The following is a 19,314-nucleotide window of genomic DNA, read 5'->3' as shown; positions in this document are numbered from 1 at the left end:
TAACTAATTTGTATGGTTAATCATCTAAAATCGACAAAGTCGCAACCTTAATGTATAGCATCATTTGGTATAACAAAAAGATGATGATCATAATACTCAACGCAATAAAGCCCTTCAAAACTTTTATAACCTTGATCAGCTAACGCGGATTTTAACCATTTTTCATCCTTACCTAGTTGCTCTAAAACATTATCAACGGGTTGTTCGTTTTCTAATACAATGACGGATATGTCCTTATCCCCTTTTTTAACTATTGATAATTGCCCATTAGGCTCCAAAATAGCTTTTTCAACACAATGAATGTTGAAAACATTCTTCATTCTGAGTAGTACTGCAAAACTAGCCAAATCTAAATTAATCGAGGTGAAAGCATCTAATTTTAATTTTCCATGATCCATTAATATAATTGGATTACCAACAATAAAGGCTTTAGCATTTTGACTTCGTTTTTTTAAATAATTAGAGGTATACATGATTGCTGTCCACATCAACAAGACAACAATAAAATCATATATGGTCAATTTAGGATTATAGATAATTCCACCTGCAATCCCACCTAATATCATATTCCCTATAAAATCAATGCTCGACATTTGTGATAGTGATGTTTTACCTGTTATTTTTAAGAATAAAACGATACATATAAAAACAACCAATAACTTTAAAGCAATAATAATAAAATCCAGATAGTTAAGCATAGTACTCTCCAAATGTTAAAGACCTAAGCTAGTAAAACAATAAATATTAAAGTTAATACTGAAAACCTATAAAATTTTAGAAGAGATTTTAATAAATTAGAAAATTTGATTATATAAATCGTGTGTAATTGAGTGACGCTTTAATATTAGATTGATATTGATTAATTTATCAATCTATTTTTTTCATATCGATAAAAAATATAATAAAAGACTAAATAAAAATAGTTGTCAATTTTGCGAAACAAAAGCTTTTTTTAATAAGCTTGATCCATCATTTAACAGTTAAAAATTAAGATATAAAATGCTTAATCAAAAAGAAATTTATTACAAAGCGTTACTTGAAAAAGATGAAAGTTATGTTGGAGTTTTCTATGCTGGAGTTAAAACCACTTCAGTTTTTTGTATTGCTACATGCCGAGCCAGAAAACCAAAATTTGAAAATGTTGAATTTTTCTCTTCATTCAAATCAGCTCTTGATGCGGGTTATCGACCTTGCAAAATATGTAGACCCACTGAAAACGCTGCACCAGGCGAAATAATTAAAGCAATATCATTAATTAGCAATAATCCTAAAAATAAGATTACCGATTATCAATTAAGACAAAATCAATTAAGCCCTGAAATTATTCGCAGATGGTTCAAAAAACACTATGGGATCACCTTCCATGCTTATCAACGAATGTATCGAATTAACAATGCTTTCCAAGAATTAAAATCAGGAAAAAATGTGATTAATACTGCAATGGATAGTGGCTACAACTCCTTAAGTGGATTTGGTTACACCTACAAAAAAATCATGAAAAAATCACCTTCAACTAGCAATCAACAAGACATCATTTTAATTGACCGTTTTACTACCCCGCTCGGCCCAATGTTTGTTTGCGCTACTAGTCTCGGAGTTTGTCTACTAGAATTTGTAGATCGAAGAATGCTAGAAACCGAATTTGAACAACTACAATCTTTACTTAAAATGAAGATTATATTTGGTGAAAATGAACATATTAAACAAACTAAAGTTCAAATTGCCGAATATTTTAAGGGAACAAGAAAAGATTTTACCATTGCCTTACATACCCCAGGTACGTTATTTCAACAAACCGTTTGGGATTGCTTAAAGCAAATTCCTTATGGCGAATTAACCACCTATAAAAAACAAGCGCAAAAGATTAATAAACCACAAGCAATCCGAGCCGTAGCCAGCGCAAATGGTTATAACCGAGTTGCGATCATTATACCTTGCCATCGAGTAATCGGAACAAATGGAGAACTTATTGGCTATGGTGGTGGATTAGAAAGAAAAAAGTGGTTAATTGAACATGAAAATAGAATCATAAAATCAGATACACACTCAAATTAATAACTATTTTTATCTAAAAAATAGATTAATTTAACAAAGTTAAAAGAGTATATTAAAAGGATTGATGAGAACAGCAGGATTGAGGATTATTAACCATTAAAATAATAGTTAGTTTAATTTTAATGCTTAGCTGTTTTTTGTTCATGCAATGACACCTATAAAAAACAGGTAACTATCTTATCCGGTTTGAGCTACTACAAATAATATGTTACCTGCATAAAATAAAATTGAACTTCATTAAATTCATATTAAATTTAATGTTTATAACCAATCCCATGAACAGTTTTAATTAAAGTTGGTGTGGATGGATTAATTTCTATTTGTTTTCTTAATTTTGAAATATGTTGATCGAGCGTTCTGCTATTAGGTAAAAAATCATATCCCCAAACATAATCAAAAAGCATATCTCGAGTAACAACCTGATTTTTAAATTGATATAAACACTCTAAAATCTTAATTTCTCTTAAGGTTAATTCAATAACCTGATCGTTTCTTTTTGCATACAATTCGGAAGAATAGACATTTAAATCACCAAATTGAAAATAGTCTTCTTTAGAGCAATTTGAATATTTTGATTTTAAGTAACGTTTGGCAATTGCCTTGATTCTTGCCCTAAGTTCATGAATACCAAATGGCTTATTCATATAATCATCAGCACCGAGCTCTAATCCAATTACTCGGTCGATCTCTTCATCTTTAGCAGATAAAAATAGAATTGGCACATCCTCATTTAATTTACGGATTTCACGACAAACAGAATAACCGTCAAGTTCAGGCATCATAATATCTAAAATAATAAAATCGGGTTGATGTTGATTAAACATTTCAAGTGCAACTTTACCATCATTTGCTTTGATAATCGTATAACCTTCTTTTTCTAGAAGATCTGACATACCATTAAGAATATGCTTATCGTCTTCAGCAATTAAAATCTTCATTTTCTAACTCCATTAAAATAAGTGAAAACGCAATTCCTGGATTCTGATTCATAACTTTAATTTCACCATTGATCTGATTAGCTAACTGATTGGCAATCGTCAACCCTATTCCAGTACCTGAAACCCCTTCGGTTATGGATGAGCTAACCCGATAAAAAGGATCAAAAATCTGTTTTAATAAATGATTAGCAATGCCCTCACCATAATCTCGAACCGTAATTATCACCTGTTTTCCCGATTTAGTTAAAGATAAATCAACTTGCTTGCCCTTAGAAGCATATTTCTCAGCATTACTTAGAAAATTATTGAGAATTTGCATTACACTGTCTTCATCTGTATTAACAATACAATCACTTGCAATATTAGTGATATTAAGATGTAACGATTTTGCCTCTAAAATAGGACTAAAGGTATGATATATCTGGTTGATTAGCTCGGTTAAATTAACTGGTTTTATATTGACACTAAGTGGTTTATTAAAACTTAAAACATTTTGAACTAGCCTAGTTAATCTCTTACTTTCAGCACTGATTACATGCAAATAATCAGGAATGGGCGCAGGCTCATCTTCTAGATACTCTGACAACATTTCAGAATATAGTGTGATATTGGTTAGGGGGGTTTTAAATTCATGGGAAACTTGCCCGACAAAACTAACCTGCTGTTTTGCTAAGCGCAATGTTCGAGTATATTCTCGATAGCTATAGAAAATCAATCCAAGTATTACGGTAATGAAAAGACCAATAACAACAGAACCTAATAAATACAAATTAACAACATTTGGGGAGAAATAATAATAGGTTAAATGCCAATTTTGTAAAGGATAGTCAAGCGATATCAAAATTTCATTGTCAGATTTTTCACCATTGGTATAAATCTGCTTATCGCCATCGGATAATTTAAAATTATCATCAAAAGCTTGCTTATCTAATAAATTGATCATATCAAAAGAAAGTTTGATGTTAGAAAGCTCAAAACCAATAATATTATCCGATTGAATTGACCAGTAAATTAAGTGATTATACATTTGATACCAACCAGAACTTGGTTGAAACTGTTCAGTATGATCTTGTTGATTGAATAAAACAGAATTATCTAAAGCGATGGATTCTACTATCTTATGCCATTGCGAATCATACACATCACTTACAAATAAAATTTTATTTTTATTGATGATAAAAATATTTTTAATATCAGTTTCTGTGCCTAATAAATCTTCCGCTTTATCGTTGTCGTCATTAATTTGAAGTGACAAACTACTCAAATAAGATAGACGCTGATTTAGCAACGATTCAATCGATAACTTGATATTATTTATACGGCTTTTGGCGAGTAAGATTTGGTTGCTTTCTCGTAATAACACTTCGTGTTCTACACTTCGCCAACCTAAATAGCTTATAAACGCTATTAACATCATTAAAGATAAAATCGTTGCTAATCTTTTCATAATTATTTCTTAATTACATTGCTTTTTGACTCAAACTGCTTTTCAGCTGAAATTTTGTTGAAAACGTCTTTATCAGCTTTAGCAGCATCAGCCATAATATTATTTTTTTCAATTTGGCCTCTTAATCTTTGTTTTGCCTCTTCTGAGGATACTGAATTTGAAATTGAGCTAAGTTTTTTACTATTTTCAATAAGAATATCTTCTGCTTCTTCAAACCTACCTAGATTGTAAAACTCTAATGCTTTTTCATTCTCAATGGTTACCTTCTGGATCTCTGATTCAGCTAAAACTTCTTGAATCATTGAATCCTTGACCAACTTTTTATCATCGGTATACGCTACGCTTACAAATTGAGTTTCGTGTTCAGCTTTATTTCTCAATAAATTGTCATATGATAAATCAATTTGAGCTAACGTTTTACTTTGGCCAACTTTTCCTTCCTCAGGGATGACTTCTAACAGTACATATTTTTCTTGATTTGAAAACAATTGATTCATTTTAATCGTGACTTGATTACCTTTGATTACACCATCTCGACCAAGTAAACGCACCGGTTTAACGCCATCTTTCAATTGGATAGTAATCACAACATTTTGAGCAACCGTGGACATCACGTCAGTAAACTCGTGAACAAACATTTTTTCAAGATCAAAAGTATTATTAACAAATACATGATTACCATCACTATAACTTGCGATAGATGACATTAATATTTCATTATAATCAGAACCGATCCCCATTGTGGTAATAGCAATATTCTTTTTAGCCGCAATAATAGCTAATTGAGAAAGTTCAGCTACTGAACTAGGACCTATATTGGCTTGACCATCAGATAACAAAATAATACGATTAACTTTATCTTTCGTAAGTTGGCTTTCAACTTGTTTTATTCCCTTACTCAATCCTGCAAATAAGGCTGTTCCTCCACCTGCAACTAAATTTTTATTGATTAGTTTAATAATTTGTTCTTTATTCTTTACTTTAGTTGCTGGAACAATAACTTTCGCATCATAATCATAAGTAACAATAGATAAGGTATCTTCTTCATTTAGCATATTAACCGCAAAAATAGCAGCTTCTCTCGCTTTTACTATGCGATCGCCTTGCATTGAACCTGATTTATCAATAACAAGCGCTAAATTGATCGGCACATGTTTATTAGAGTTCGCTTTTTCACCAGTTAATGAAACTTTTAAATAATTGGTTTCTTCACTTCCTGCCATAATAATAGGTGAAGACAATTCTGAACGGACGTTAATTTGTGAAACTTGTGAACTTGGTAGAATTGTCGTGGCATAGCTAAATAAACTAGACAAGACAAAACCTAACATGACAAATATTTTAATAAATTTCATAGTATTTTCCTTCCTATATAAAGTTTATTCAATTATTCATCAATCGCCAAATAAATTGTCTAAATAATGTATTTAATTGTAAAAAGTTGTAAAAAGTAAAACCATGATAAAAAACACCTATTAGTACTTAAACTAACCAATCTCTCTATTTTACGGTGCGTTAACTGTTTGTTTATTGCCAGTCTAAAGTGCAAAGGTATATAATAAAAAATTAGTCGCTCTTGAAGAGAATAGTTAGAGAACATTTAAAATGACTCAATCAAAACTTGAACTTATTAAAAATAGTATTGTCACGATTCCAAATTATCCTAAACCTGGTATCTTATTTCGTGATATTACTAGTCTACTTGAAAACCCTATTGCATTTAAAACATCAGTCGATCTTTTAATTGAGCATTATAAAGATAAAAAAATCGACAAAGTTGTTGGCACCGAAGCTAGAGGCTTTATCTTTGCAGCGCCACTTGCGTTAGCATTAGGCGTTGGTTTTGTACCAGTAAGAAAACCAAATAAACTGCCGCGTAAAGTATTTAAAGAAGAGTATCAACTTGAATACGGTACAGATACCTTAGAAATGCATTGCGATGCGATCAAACCTAACGAGCGAGTGTTAATTATTGACGATTTACTTGCAACTGGAGGCACAGTTGCAGCTACCGCAAAATTAATTCAAAAAGCAGGTGGTATTGCTCAAGATGCTGCATTTGTAATTAATTTACCTGATTTACACGGGAAAACAAAATTAACTGATATGGGAATAAACTGTTACACATTAGTCGATTTTGCCGGTGAATAACACATATTTTTAGGGCGAAATGTCGCCCTATTCGTCTCCAACATCCTCATTTATTAATATCCTTATTTTTGCCATCAAATTCAGGCTTATCTTATCCGCTACTCTAATTTCATTTTAACTAGCCCAAACCACAACAAATATCGCCACACTCAATTTGCATAAATTATCAACTTAATTCTTGAAATAGTTATTATTATGAATTATTATTCAAAAATAATGAATATTTATAACAGGAATTGAACAGTGAAAAAATTTAATCATATTATTGCCAGAACACCAGCAAAGTCACTTATCAACGGATTAACCTCTGCCAATTTAGGAAAACCAGACTATCAAAAAGCGCTTGATCAACATAACAACTACATTCGAGCATTACAGCAATGCGATGTCGATATCACAATATTACCTGCCGATGAACGATTTCCAGATTCTGTTTTTGTTGAAGATGCCGTGTTATGTACGCCCTGTTGCGCCATTATCACTCGCCCTGGCGCGGTAAGCCGTCGTGCAGAAACAGAAATCATCGTTGATACTATTGAACGATTTTATCCTAATAATGTTGAACACATTACCGCCCCTGGCACTGTTGAAGCGGGCGATATTATGATGGTTGAGAATCACTATTACATTGGTTTATCCGCTCGTACCAATCAAGAAGGTGCCAATCAAATGATTGCTATCTTAGAAAAATACGGACTATCCGGTTCAGTGGTGACTTTAGAGAAAGTATTACATCTAAAAACCGGACTTGCCTATTTGGAACACAATAATTTATTAGCTGCGGGTGAATTTATCACTAAACCAGAATTTCAACATCTTAATATTATTGAAATACCAGAAGAAGAGAGTTATGCCGCTAACTGTATCTGGGTTAATGAGCGAGTCATCATGCCGGCTGGTTATCCAATTACTAAAGCTAAAATTGAAGCGCTTGGCTATCAAGTCATCGAAGTTGATACCTCAGAATATCGCAAAATTGATGGCGGAGTTAGCTGTATGTCATTGCGATTTTAATTAAAACTTAACAGAACAATTAAAATAAGAAAACGATATGAATATGCCAGTAAGAAAAAAGCTTGGCATACTCCCACTTACATTAATGGTAGTGGGCAGTATTGTCGGTAGTGGTATTTTTAGCCTTCCTCAAAACATGGCCGAAGGGGCTGGTGCAGGTGCAATTTTAATTGCATGGGTAATAACCTTATTTGGCATGTTTATGCTTACGCGAATTTTTCAGTATCTTTCAATTCGTTTTTACAAAATCAATGAAGGATTATATGGCTATGTTCGTGAAGGATTTGGTGATTATATTGGTTTTAATGCCGCTTGGGGCTATTGGATATCGGCATGGATGTCATGTGGCAGCTATTTAGTTATCCTATTTAGCGCATTAGGTTCATTTGAGTGCTTCAATTATTTTGGTAATGGCACAACTATTCCCGCTGTGATTGCTGGACTTATATTCTTATGGATTATCCATTTTTTTGTCATAAAAGGCATCTATCAAGCATTCTTACTTAATTGTTTAGTCACATTAGCTAAAATTGTGCCTATTTGTTTATTTATTGTTTGTGTCGTTTTAGCGTTTAAAGTTGATACTTTCAATATGAACTTTTGGGGGACACCTCAATTAGGAACCATCCTCAGTCAAGTAAAACATACCATGCTTTATACCGTATGGGTTTATTTAGGGATTGAAAGTGCAACAGTTTATGCCGCTCGAGCTAAAAATATAATTAGTATAAGTCGAGCCACCTTTTTTGGTTTTGCTATTACTAGTCTATTATTAGTCTGTGTTTCGGTGCTATCTTTAGGGATCGTCCCACAAAACGAACTAGCACAAATGAAAAATCCATCCATGGCCTTAGTGATTGAACATGTTGTAGGTAGTTGGGGAGCTAAATGTATCAACATTGGTTTGATTGTGTCGGTCAGTGGTGGATTATTGTCTTGGTTAATGTTAGCGGCTGAAATGCTGTTCCTTTCTGGCCAAGGCAATCAACATACCGTACCTAGTTGTTTCGGTAAACTCAATAAAAACAGCACACCCGCTAATGCATTGTGGTTAACAACGAGTTTAATTAGTGTACTTATGATTTTGGCACATTTTTATCAATCGGGTTACAACACCTTAATTCAGCTATCAACTTCAATGGTACTCATCCCCTATCTACTATCAGCATTATTCGTGTTTAAACTATCTATAAGGCAACGAAAAAAACATCTCTTATTCATCGGTACACTGGGTTCAATTTATGGATTCTGGTTAATCTATGCTGGTGGAGTGTCTTATTTATTACTATCCATGATCTTATATAGTGTTGGATTATTATTCTACCTTTATGCAAGAAAACAAAGGCATTTATCATCTTTTAGTTATTTGCATGACAAAATTTATGCCATAACCATAGTTATACTAGCTATTATAGCGATAATATACTTCTACATTATTCCGCAATAACCAAAAAGGCATTATTTACGAAACAGATAAAAATCAGCCAATAATTCTCTAAATGGTTGAGAATACCTCCCATGGTCATCACGCATACACAATGATTGGCTAAGGAAATTATCATTTTGATGAAATGAAAAGGCCATCAGTGCCAACGAAAAATCCTTATCAGCTGAATATTTTACTTGCATTTCACTGCATAAAAATAACCTATTTAACTCGCATAACTGTTTAAATTTATCTGCAACATGGTAAGGTAATACTAAACAAAATAATCCATTTGATTTTAATAAACGAATTACCGCATCAATAAGTTGCTGATAGTTTAAACTCTCGGTATAACGAGCCAACTGACGTTCTGTATTTCGACATTCGACTGCTGATTGGAAATAAGGTGGATTAGTTATAATCAAATCATAACAAGCATTATCATCTATTCTAAATTGATTAACATTGATATTTAATGCTTGGATCGTTTGAAAATTAGCATTTAAGCTATTTTGCTGACATTGCATAATCGCTTGCGGATCAATGTCGATCGCATCAATTTGACATGAATGGTTTTCTAAACGTTGGGCAAGCATCAATGCTATAACACCACACCCAGTACCAATATCTAAAACATTTTGTATATCAGGTTTAATAGGAGCCCATGCACCTAACAAGCAACTATCCGTTGTCACTTTCATGGGACTTTTATCATGGGCAACAAAAAAACGCTTAAAGGTAAATCCACCTTTTTTTAATGGTAGCTGATTATTTGGCATGACTAAACTTTCTAAATAATGGCTTATTGGACGCAATTGCATCAGCCCAACGAGTTGGCTCCGGCAAACGGTAACCGCGTAAACATTGTTTGACCCTATGTAATGCACTGTCCTGACTGATTCTATGCCCTGCGGAAACAAATAACGGATTACAATTATCTTTACTTTGTAAAACCCAGCCTATCTGTTCTTGCTTATCAAACAGAGGCGTTACATTTCCCGCTTTTTTCGATTGAGGCTCGAATTGTCCACATAATTTTCTTTTTGCTACACCAATCGTAGGTATATCGAGCAATAAACCTAAATGACTTGCAATTCCTAATCGTCTGGGATGAGCAACACCCTGCCCATCAACCAACAACAAATCAGGTTTGTGCTTAAGCTGTTGCCATGCTTTAAGCAATGCTGGATACTCCCGAAAAGACAAATATCCTGGAATATAAGGAAAATTTGTTTCCAATCGAGCAATATTATATTCAACCACTTCAAAATCAGGAAATGCCAATATCACAATCGCAGCACGAGTTATCATGCCACCTTGTTCAAAACCGACATCCGTCCCACCAATCAATTTTATTGCTGGGTTAAAATCATCCACCAAGCTAACCTGATTGGCTAATTGCTGTTGTGAAAGTTTTAATTGTGCTAAATTAATAGACATTTCAACTCTGCTGAGTATTATTAGTTACAATAAAATGATTTTACCAGAATAAGTATGCCTTATACATTAGCAAATCCAACCGAATTAACCGAAGAAATAAAAAAAAGTCGCTTTATTGTCAATGCGGCACCCATTATAAATGCGGAGCAGGCTACGCAATTTATTGATAGCATTAGTGATCCAAATGCAACTCACAACTGTTGGGCATGGAAAATAGGACAACAATATCGTTTCAATGATGATGGAGAACCTACCAGTACTGCTGGGCGCCCTATTCTATCGGCTATTGAAGGACAAGATTGCGATCAGGTCGTCGTTGTTGTGACTCGCTACTTTGGCGGAATTAAATTAGGCACAGGTGGATTAATTCGTGCTTATGGTGGTTCAGCAAGCCATTGCTTACAACAAGCTGAATTAATAGAACTTATTGCCAGAACAACCTTAGAATTTCACTGTTACTATAACGAATGGCCTATTATAGAAAACCGACTGAAAGAACTCGATGCAATTATTGAACAACAAAATTTTGATGCAGAAGGTGTCACAGTCGGCATCGCTATCACGCAAGACAATTTACTCACACTTAAAAAGAATATTAGTGATATTACTCGCGGAAGAGTGATTATTGAAGTATAAGAAATCTTTTGAGTATCTTCAATATCGATAAATTTTATCAATAAGCTTAATTAAACTGATGATGAAATAGATAAATGAATAATTCATAAAAGTATAAAGTAAAATACAGCTTCAATCAGAATAGAAAGTTTATTTAACATATTTAGTCGAGGCGGCGTAATAATATAAAGAATTAATGTAAATGATTTTAATCATTTAAATAAAACCTCAAAAACCCCGCTCCTCAACTTTTTTTCTTTCCCCTCAAGGATAAATAATTGCTAGTGATAAATAGTTAATTATTAAACTCATATACACTACCGTCACCCCATGTGCCAATGTAATAACGGCTATTATGATAAGCTAATGCAACAGCTTGAGATAAGTTCGAAACTAATGTCGTCACTTTTTTGCTTTGTACATCAATTTTTCGCACCATACCTGCACCATTATCAACCACTGCCACTACATTTGGGGCAATTAGTACAATACCTACACCTGGGCGATTAAATTCGGCGCCGAGTTCCGTTTGAGTACCATTTGGACTGATCATAGTTAGACGTCCACTGTATTGAGAAACAACTAAACTATTATCCGCTAATTGAGTCACGCCAACTGGTGTAGTTAATCCACGAGCAACAATATTTTTTTGTTTTGTTTGAAGATCAAGCGAAACAATTTCACCTGTTGAACGATTAGTGATGAGTAATTGCCCCTGATTAGAAAAAGCGATTCCGGTAGGCGTATGATAACCATCAGAAATTTTTTCTGATTTACCATCACGATTAATTTTTAAAATATAATCATCGCCATAAGATGAAACATACATATTATCTTTTGCATCAAAAACTATTCCAGCTGGTGATGATATACCCGAATAAAAAGTCTCTTTTTTACCATTAGCATTTATTTTCAAAATTGAATTATTTGACCAATCTGTCACATACATCTCACCTTTACTATCAAATGCGATTCCTGTTGGAGCATTGAAGTCTGAGGAAATCTTTGTTAAACCTGCCATAGATGACCCTCCATAAAAACAGCAAAATATAAACATCGATATACGCAGTAAAAATTTTTTCATTATTAATTTCCTTATTTATAACACATTAATTTTTAATACTATTTTTAATTAATCGAATCGCAATTAACGCTAGGATTAAATTAACGATAGACAAAAAGACACAAAGTATTATGGCTCCATTCCAAGCTTTATTTTGATAAACAATACCGAGTAAATAAGTACCAATACTACCGCCAGCCAAACAAGCAAGAAGATATAAAGATGAAATAGCTCCTCTAGAACTAATTGGTACAATTTTATTTAGCATTGCAATCACTAGTGGTTGAATACCAAATACGAATAGAAATAAACAAAAAATGCCTAATCCAATAACATATAATGATGAGCTAAATCCTATAGTGGCAATCGATACACATACCGCTAACAGACAGATGATGAATAAGTATTTTTCATTGATGACTTGAGTTAACTTACCAGTGATCATGCTACCGACTACTGCACTTAGACCAGCAAAATTCAACCAACCTAAAACGGTTGAAGATAAGTAAAAAGGTGCGCCTTTCAAATAAAAAGTGAGTAAAGAAGATATTCCAAGATAAACAAAAAATAGTAAAAAACCGATTACTAAAAAAATAACGACAGTTTTATCTAGAAATAATTTAAGTGCAGAGAAATACGTACCTATCAAACTGGTTGTTGGAGATTGATTTGTTGTTTGCTTTATACCAAAAGGAACAAAAAGACATGCTACAATGATGAATCCCGCATAAATGATAAAAGCAATCTGCCAAGACCAAAAATCAGTTAGCATCGCAATCACACTACGACTAAAAATGATCCCAACAATGGATGCTGAAATCATAATTCCCATTGCTTGAGGTAACTTATGATTTGGCGTGTTTTTAGCGGTATAAGCGAACAGAGCTGCAGGAACAGCAGCTGCAAAAAAGCCTATTAATGACATAACAACCAAATATAAATTAAAACAATCAATGATCACCGATAAAATAAGACAACAAATAGTTCCAATACTACCAATCAGAACTAATAACTTTGTTGAAACGTTATCCGAGAGTGGACCATAAATAAAAAAAGAAATGGCATAAAAAAAACAAGATAAACTAAACACATTTCTCGCTTCTAAAATATCAATATGATAACTTTTTGATATTTCTTGAAAGATAAGTTGACTTATATAAACCGAGCCGACTAATAGCACAATTAAAATTGCTGACAAAAATAGACTCGATTTTTTCTGTATTGTTTCTTCTTTTAACATAGATTTCATAACAAAGATTGATTAGTTTTCAAGAAGACTATCTGACAAATAGTTAATTTAAAAATACATATTTTGTTATACGAAAATCGTATAGCCAAAAATGATGATTAGCAAAAGATGTAAAACTCATTCATAATAACTAGATGATTATCGTGCTAAAAAACTATACGACGATTTGGACACCAAACTAATTGATGTATTAAGAACTGTGTAATTATGGACATTTACAGCAAAAGATTACCGACTATTAAGCAATTACAATATTTCATTGCGGTCTGTGAAGAACTTAGTTTTACTGGCGCAGCCAAAAAACTTGGTATTAGCCAACCTCCTCTTTCAACTCAAATTAAAAATTTGGAAGAAACCCTACAAAGCACACTTTTTTTAAGAAACTCTCACAATATTGTATTAACCAATGAAGGCGAAATACTAAAATCTAAAGTAACACAACTATTAAGTGATCTTTGTTCAATGGTTAAATCAACAAAGCATCTAGAAAAAGTTGTTATAGGAACAACTAAAACCTTAAGTTTTGACTATATTCCTTATTTCAAATCGTTTTTATCCAAATTTAGTGATGAAACAGAAATATATAAACATAACTATACCTCTAAAGAGCTAATACTTGAGTTACAAAAAGGCAATATTGATTTTGCCTTTGTTTCGGATTATTCAACTAGAGATTTTAATGAAAACTCAATACTAATCTATCAAGAACCCATGACCTTAGTATTGCCAGCTCATCACCCATGTAGTAAACAAGATAAAGTTAATCTTAATGATGTGATTGATTTACCCCTGTTTTGGTTTAAACAACATTTAAACCCATTTTTTTACGACCAGTGTGAAAAGGTTTTCAATAGCTTAAACCACCCACTACATCGTCGTGCCGAACTCGCTGATAATTTATCTATGCTACTGGAAGTTGCATTGGGTAAAGCAATAATGCTTTTACCACAATCGATGACACAAGTGAAAGTCGATGGTGTTATCTATAAAAAGTTGATCAACAACCAAGATAAAAAATTAAAAATAAATATTTATCTGATATGGCGTAAAAACATTAAAACTTCAACTGTTAATCAAGCAATAATTGATTATTTTAATCAGCATAAAATCAGCTAAATTAAACCTCAAAAACCCCGCTCCTCAACTTTTTTTGCTAATTTATTCATTATTGAAATGGTGTCAAAAATGTTGTGGAAAGGGTTTTTTGGTAAATTCTTTTAAACTATTTTTCTTTTTTTAGCTATTAAATCGCCTTTGGTTGCTTGTACATAATAAAGCAATTACAATTATGCAAAACTAATCACTTTTCTTTTAAACTTATGATTACTTACACAGATGCAACTTTAGATGATTTGCCTTTTATCGTGGATGTATATAATTCAACAATTGCTAGTCGCCAAGTTACAGCTGATTTACAGCCGGTGTCTGTTGAAAGTCGTTTAGCGTGGTTTGAGCAGCATAATCCACAAAAACGCCCACTTTGGTTAATCAAATATCAAAATCAACCTTGTGGTTGGGTGAGCTTATCATCATTTTATGGCCGTCCGGCTTACGATAAAACGGTTGAAATTAGTTTATACATTCATCAAGATTTTAGAGGGAAAAAAATTGGCCAAGCTACAATGACACAAATTGAATCATTTGCAAAAAAAGTCGGTATTCAAGCCATACTTAGTTATGTTTTTGGACACAATACGCCTAGCATAAAACTATTTGAAAAACTTCATTATCAACATTGGGCACTACTCCCCAAAATTGCCGAACTTGATGGCGTCAAGCGTGATTTAGTTATTTTAGGCAAGCATCTGGATTAACACATCTATCTAACTTAGTTATGATTTATTTTTTTCAAAAGGGATACTCCACACATGGGCAATCTAAGAAATCTTCAATATTTATTTCAACAAGCAAAAATTACGAGTATTTTAGTTCTGCTTAATGTTGCATGGTTTGTTATTTCTCATCTACTTGATTCTCGTGGTTTTTCAACATATATGGAAAACGCCTTCTTGATTGACTGGGGTGCGGATGTTGCTCAGTTAACTTTTTCTGGTGAATATTGGCGTTTATTTACCAATATCTTTGTACATGCAGGATTAGCTCATCTTGCTATGAATATGTTAGCATTATGGAGTGTTGGGATTGTTTTAGAACGATTGATCCCACCATTTTCTTTTATTGGTATCTACTTATTGTCCGGCTTATTTGGTAGCTTAGCGAGTGACGTTTCAACCATTCGTCATAGTGTTATTAGTTGTGGTGCTTCGGGGGCTATCTTAGGTATTATCACTGCACTGCTTGCCTATTCGCTCATCAATCGTACCGATCTGCAAGAGATGCCTATCAAGTCTATTGTAATCAGTTTATTTCTGACTCTGGGATTAGGTTTGTTACCTTCTATTGACAATATGGCGCACATTGGTGGTGCGATTACAGGGTTTATTCTAGGTGGGATAGTTACGGTCTGTTTGAAAAAATTTCGCTATCAAAGCAATATTTACACTCTATTAATCTTAATTCTCTTTGCGGCATCGTGTTTGCTGTTATATTCAATTTATCAATATTATAAAACAACATATGGTTTTAATTATTAAAAATAAAGGCGCAAATTGAACTTTGCGCCTTTATTATTTTATCTAATTTATTAATAACTACTTAGCACTCGAGCCGGATCAATTTTATACGCTCTTCGAGCTGGGTAATAGCTGGCAAGCAAACTTAATAACATTGCTGTAATAAATACAATGACAACATCAAATAAATGAATTTCAGATGGTAAAAAATCAACAAAATAGATGTTGCTATTTAAGATTTTATGTCCCATCATCGACTCAAAAACACCCATTATGTTTGAAAGTTGCCATGAAACGATAACGCCAAGCACCACACCAATCACACTACCAATCAAACCTGAAATTACACCATACCAAATAAAAATACGTTTTATAAGATTATTGGTTGCGCCAAGTGTTTTAAGAATAGCGATATCTCGTTGCTTATCTTTAACTGCAATAACTAGCGTCGATACTATATTAAAACAAGCAACGCCAATTACGACAATCATCGCTAAATACATAATTTGTCGAATCATTTGAATATCACGATACATAAATCCAAATGTACGTTCCCAACTATTAAAATCGAGATTTTCTTCAAGATTCAACGTTGCCTGGCCAATAATATCACTAGCTTGATAAACATTATCTACATTGATCATCAATCCTGTGACACTGTCACCAATATTGAGTAGCTTTTGTGAATCAGTTAAAGGTAATAAAGCCACATTGTTACTCAATGAGCCACTAAGATCTAAAATACCATGTACTTGTAAACGAACTCGACGAGGTGGTTTAAGTTGTTCTGGATTGTTTGAAACCGGAATAAGCAAAGAAACCCACTGCCCTTCTTGAACTGCAAGTGATTTAGCTAAACCGGCACCTAAAATGATTTGTTGATTATCTGCTTTAAAATCTTGCCATTTATTATTAAGTACATAATTAGGTAATGCACTTATCTTCTTTTCTTGTTCTGGGTCAAGTCCTTGTACTTCAACCGCACCAAGCTTGCTACCATTTTCAATCAATCCCGTAAAACTAACAAACGGCATGGCAGATACAATACGTTTATTTTCTTGCAGTTCAGTTTGAATATGCTCCCAATTTTCCAAATTGCCCATATGAGAATAAACTTGTCCATGAGGCACGACCGATAAAACTCGATCATTTAATTCACGCTCAAAACCATTCATGGCACTTAAGCCAATGATCAGCGCAGCAATACCTATAGCGATGCTCAGAGTTGAAATAATTGATATCAACGAAACCATACCGCTTTTACGGCGTCCTTTACGGAATTTTATGGCTGTGATTAATGATAAATTCATAATCCATTTACCTTTATTTCACCGAATGAGACAACTGCCCATCACTCATAATCAATTGATGATCGAGTTGATTTGCTAAAGCGAGATCATGCGTAACCACTAAAAAAGCCGTACCATGTTCACGATTAAGTTTTATCAGTAACTCAAAAATTGAATCCGCTGTTGATTTATCTAAGTTACCCGTTGGTTCATCAGCCATCACGAGTGCAGGATTATTAATCAACGCTCGTCCTATCGCAACGCGTTGACGTTCACCACCTGATAGTTCAGATGGACGATGATTAGCACGTTTAACTAAATTCACCGACTCTAACATCGCCATAGCACGTTTTTTAGCTTCGCTAGGTGATGTGCCTCCAATCAACAAAGGCATTGCTACATTTTCAAGCGCAGTAAAGTCAGGCAATAGATGGTGGAACTGATATACAAATCCAATTTCTTGGTTACGCAAATGTGCTTTTTCTTGTTCTGATAAGCGATTCAGTTGTTGAGATTTAAATGTGATTTCACCTGAAGTTGGTTTGTCTAATCCACCAAGCAAATGCAACAAAGTACTTTTACCTGAGCCAGAGCTACCAATAATTGCCAGCAATGATTTAGGATAGATATCAAACGAGACATCTTTTAATACCTCGGTTACCATTTTGCCTTCTTTATAGGTTTTATAGAGATTTTTAGCTGAAAGAAGTGGCTGTGAATTATTCATAACGTAAAGCCTCGGCTGGTTGGATATTGGCTGCACGATATGCAGGATAAATAGTTGAAATTAGCGATAACATAAGTAATCCGAAAATAATAAATATAATTTGTGCAGGTTCAACTAGCGTTGGTAATTCAATACCAGCAAAGGATAAACCAAGCACCGACATCAACTCATTTAAATATGAGGCAAGTAACAAACCAATGGCGCTACCTAATAAAGTTCCAATGACACCTGAACTAGCACCTTGAATAATAAAAATCAGCATAATCTTAAAGCGTGATAAACCCTGCGTTTTTAATATGGCCACCTCGCCTTGTTTTTCCATAACTAATAAGCTAAGCGAAGTAATAATGTTAAATGCCGCGACAATTACAATTAAACTAATCAACAGTCCCATCACATTTTTTTCCATCTTAATAGCTTGGAACAGCTCACCACGTTTTGCTCGCCAATCGGTAAACACCAAGTCTTCAGGTAATGGATTTTTTGTTACTGATGAAATTTCAAGTGGATGAGCTAAAAATAGACGCCAGCCACTAATATTATTAACAGGATAACGTAATAAATTTCTAGCATCAGTTTGATTGATATAAATTAACGCTTGATTGATATCATGATTAACGGAAAACAACCCGCTCACGGTAAATAAACGTTGGGAAGGAATACGCCCTACTGGTGTAATCTGACTGGCATCGGTGACCATCAAGCGAATCTTATCACCAACTATCACACCTAATTGATCGGCTAACGTCTGCCCTAATATTACATTATAGCTGCCCGCCTGTAAGGTATCGATTGAACCAGTATAAACATAATCTTCAATCGGATCGTGGTCGTCAACAGTAATCCCCATTAAGGTGCTGACCGTGATACTTTGTTGACTTTGTAAAACCACATCACCGGTAATAATCGGCGTTATCCGCTCAACACCTTGGATATTTTCAAATTGTGGTGAAGTAATAATACTAGAATCAATTTTACCTGTTTTAGAGGTAATTTGTGCTTGAGGAAAAAACTTTAAGATACTATTTTGCATCTGCTCTTCCAGCCCATTCATTACCGACAATACCACAATTAAACCGATAGAACCAAGCATGATTCCAATCATAGACAGCCAGGAAACAAAGCGGCCAAAACCATCGTTTTTTTGCCCATATACATAGCGTAAACCGATATAAAATACTAATGGACGAAATATCTTTGACATAATAGTTATTAAATACCTGAAGTTTTCAATCAACTTTTAAAATTTTAGTTGCTTATCATACAGGATTAAACAGTTATAGAAAACAACCATATAATTACGTTATAATATCACGATAACTTTGTC

At 33.6% G+C, this 19,314-nt stretch carries 19 protein-coding genes; 8 read left to right on the top strand and 11 right to left on the bottom strand.

From position 1 onward, the window contains the following. Positions 1-47: 47 nt before the first annotated feature. On the bottom strand, positions 48-698 hold the full coding sequence (locus J3T98_RS02015; RefSeq protein WP_081299555.1) for a DUF421 domain-containing protein: 651 nt from the start codon (positions 696-698) through the stop codon (positions 48-50). Positions 699-999: 301 nt separating this feature from the next. Between J3T98_RS02015 and J3T98_RS02010 the strand changes: the two genes are divergently transcribed. Then, positions 1,000-2,055, top strand: a complete 1,056-nt coding sequence (locus J3T98_RS02010; RefSeq protein ID WP_267362006.1) for a bifunctional transcriptional activator/DNA repair enzyme AdaA — start codon at positions 1,000-1,002, stop codon at positions 2,053-2,055. A gap of 254 nt (positions 2,056-2,309) precedes the next feature. Here J3T98_RS02010 and J3T98_RS02005 read toward each other — a convergent pair whose 3' ends face one another. The 3 genes from J3T98_RS02005 to J3T98_RS01995 are packed head-to-tail and all read right to left on the bottom strand — an operon-like array spanning position 2,310 to position 5,795. Then, positions 2,310-2,993, bottom strand: a complete 684-nt coding sequence (locus J3T98_RS02005) for a response regulator transcription factor (RefSeq protein ID WP_065563435.1) — start codon at positions 2,991-2,993, stop codon at positions 2,310-2,312. Next, positions 2,974-4,440 (bottom strand): sensor histidine kinase, encoded by a 1,467-nt coding sequence (locus tag J3T98_RS02000; RefSeq protein WP_267362005.1) that lies wholly within the window; start codon positions 4,438-4,440, stop codon positions 2,974-2,976. Before J3T98_RS02000 ends, J3T98_RS02005 begins: the two co-directional genes overlap by 20 nt. 2 nt (positions 4,441-4,442) lie before the next feature. Further along, positions 4,443-5,795 carry a vWA domain-containing protein gene (locus tag J3T98_RS01995; protein ID WP_267362004.1) on the bottom strand — a complete coding sequence of 451 codons (1,353 nt, stop codon included), beginning with the start codon at positions 5,793-5,795 and terminating at the stop codon, positions 4,443-4,445. A gap of 250 nt (positions 5,796-6,045) precedes the next feature. On the opposite strand from J3T98_RS01995, the gene apt reads away from it, so the two are divergent. The 3 genes from apt (at position 6,046) to J3T98_RS01980 (ending at position 9,052) form a co-directional block, all read left to right on the top strand. Beyond that, positions 6,046-6,591: an adenine phosphoribosyltransferase gene (gene apt, locus J3T98_RS01990; protein ID WP_065563438.1), complete on the top strand. Its 546-nt coding sequence runs from the start codon at positions 6,046-6,048 to the stop codon at positions 6,589-6,591. Positions 6,592-6,834: 243 nt separating this feature from the next. Then, positions 6,835-7,605: a dimethylargininase gene (ddaH, locus tag J3T98_RS01985; RefSeq protein WP_065563439.1), complete on the top strand. Its 771-nt coding sequence runs from the start codon at positions 6,835-6,837 to the stop codon at positions 7,603-7,605. Positions 7,606-7,642: 37 nt separating this feature from the next. Beyond that, positions 7,643-9,052 carry a basic amino acid/polyamine antiporter gene (locus J3T98_RS01980; RefSeq protein WP_267362003.1) on the top strand — a complete coding sequence of 470 codons (1,410 nt, stop codon included), beginning with the start codon at positions 7,643-7,645 and terminating at the stop codon, positions 9,050-9,052. Between the two features lie 11 nt (positions 9,053-9,063). Here the strand turns inward: J3T98_RS01980 and J3T98_RS01975 are convergent, their stop codons facing one another. After that, positions 9,064-9,810 (bottom strand): tRNA1(Val) (adenine(37)-N6)-methyltransferase, encoded by a 747-nt coding sequence (locus J3T98_RS01975; RefSeq protein ID WP_267362002.1) that lies wholly within the window; start codon positions 9,808-9,810, stop codon positions 9,064-9,066. Beyond that, positions 9,800-10,465 carry a deoxyribonuclease V gene (gene nfi, locus J3T98_RS01970; protein WP_416380613.1) on the bottom strand — a complete coding sequence of 222 codons (666 nt, stop codon included), beginning with the start codon at positions 10,463-10,465 and terminating at the stop codon, positions 9,800-9,802. The genes J3T98_RS01975 and nfi overlap by 11 nt, the downstream gene beginning before the upstream one ends. 60 nt (positions 10,466-10,525) lie before the next feature. Here nfi and J3T98_RS01965 point away from each other — a divergent pair, with 60 nt between their 5' ends. Continuing rightward, the gene (locus J3T98_RS01965; RefSeq protein WP_065563442.1) at positions 10,526-11,107 is read left to right on the top strand and encodes an IMPACT family protein; all 582 of its coding nucleotides are present in this window, start codon (positions 10,526-10,528) and stop codon (positions 11,105-11,107) included. 274 nt (positions 11,108-11,381) lie between these two features. Here the strand turns inward: J3T98_RS01965 and J3T98_RS01960 are convergent, their stop codons facing one another. Both J3T98_RS01960 and J3T98_RS01955 read right to left on the bottom strand, forming a co-directional pair. Beyond that, positions 11,382-12,107, bottom strand: a complete 726-nt coding sequence (locus J3T98_RS01960; RefSeq protein WP_267331972.1) for a serine/threonine protein kinase — start codon at positions 12,105-12,107, stop codon at positions 11,382-11,384. 88 nt (positions 12,108-12,195) lie between these two features. After that, entirely contained in the window at positions 12,196-13,398 is a 1,203-nt protein-coding gene (locus tag J3T98_RS01955) for an MFS transporter (RefSeq protein WP_267362000.1), read from the bottom strand. Between the two features lie 207 nt (positions 13,399-13,605). On the opposite strand from J3T98_RS01955, the gene J3T98_RS01950 reads away from it, so the two are divergent. The 3 genes from J3T98_RS01950 (at position 13,606) to J3T98_RS01940 (ending at position 15,992) form a co-directional block, all read left to right on the top strand. After that, positions 13,606-14,514, top strand: coding sequence for a LysR family transcriptional regulator (locus J3T98_RS01950; RefSeq protein ID WP_267361999.1), 909 nt, complete (start codon positions 13,606-13,608; stop codon positions 14,512-14,514). Between the two features lie 203 nt (positions 14,515-14,717). After that, positions 14,718-15,212 carry a GNAT family N-acetyltransferase gene (locus J3T98_RS01945; protein WP_267361998.1) on the top strand — a complete coding sequence of 165 codons (495 nt, stop codon included), beginning with the start codon at positions 14,718-14,720 and terminating at the stop codon, positions 15,210-15,212. 54 nt (positions 15,213-15,266) lie between these two features. Beyond that, the gene (locus J3T98_RS01940; protein WP_267336865.1) at positions 15,267-15,992 is read left to right on the top strand and encodes a rhomboid family intramembrane serine protease; all 726 of its coding nucleotides are present in this window, start codon (positions 15,267-15,269) and stop codon (positions 15,990-15,992) included. A gap of 50 nt (positions 15,993-16,042) precedes the next feature. On the opposite strand, the gene lolE is transcribed toward J3T98_RS01940, so the two are convergent. Genes lolE through lolC form a run of 3 tightly spaced genes read right to left on the bottom strand, consistent with a single transcriptional unit; the run spans position 16,043 to position 19,182 of the window. Further along, positions 16,043-17,281, bottom strand: a complete 1,239-nt coding sequence (gene lolE / locus J3T98_RS01935; protein WP_267361997.1) for a lipoprotein-releasing ABC transporter permease subunit LolE — start codon at positions 17,279-17,281, stop codon at positions 16,043-16,045. 13 nt (positions 17,282-17,294) lie between these two features. After that, entirely contained in the window at positions 17,295-17,987 is a 693-nt protein-coding gene (gene lolD / locus J3T98_RS01930; RefSeq protein WP_065563449.1) for a lipoprotein-releasing ABC transporter ATP-binding protein LolD, read from the bottom strand. Then, positions 17,980-19,182 (bottom strand): lipoprotein-releasing ABC transporter permease subunit LolC, encoded by a 1,203-nt coding sequence (gene lolC / locus J3T98_RS01925; RefSeq protein ID WP_416380612.1) that lies wholly within the window; start codon positions 19,180-19,182, stop codon positions 17,980-17,982. Before lolC ends, lolD begins: the two co-directional genes overlap by 8 nt. Positions 19,183-19,314: the final 132 nt, after the last annotated feature.

It is taken from the genome of Gilliamella sp. B2772 (assembly GCF_026536985.1).
Lineage (GTDB): Bacteria > Pseudomonadota > Gammaproteobacteria > Enterobacterales > Orbaceae > Gilliamella > Gilliamella apicola_E.
Note: the sequence above shows the minus strand (reverse complement) of the source record. Positions and strands in the feature narration are given on the sequence as shown.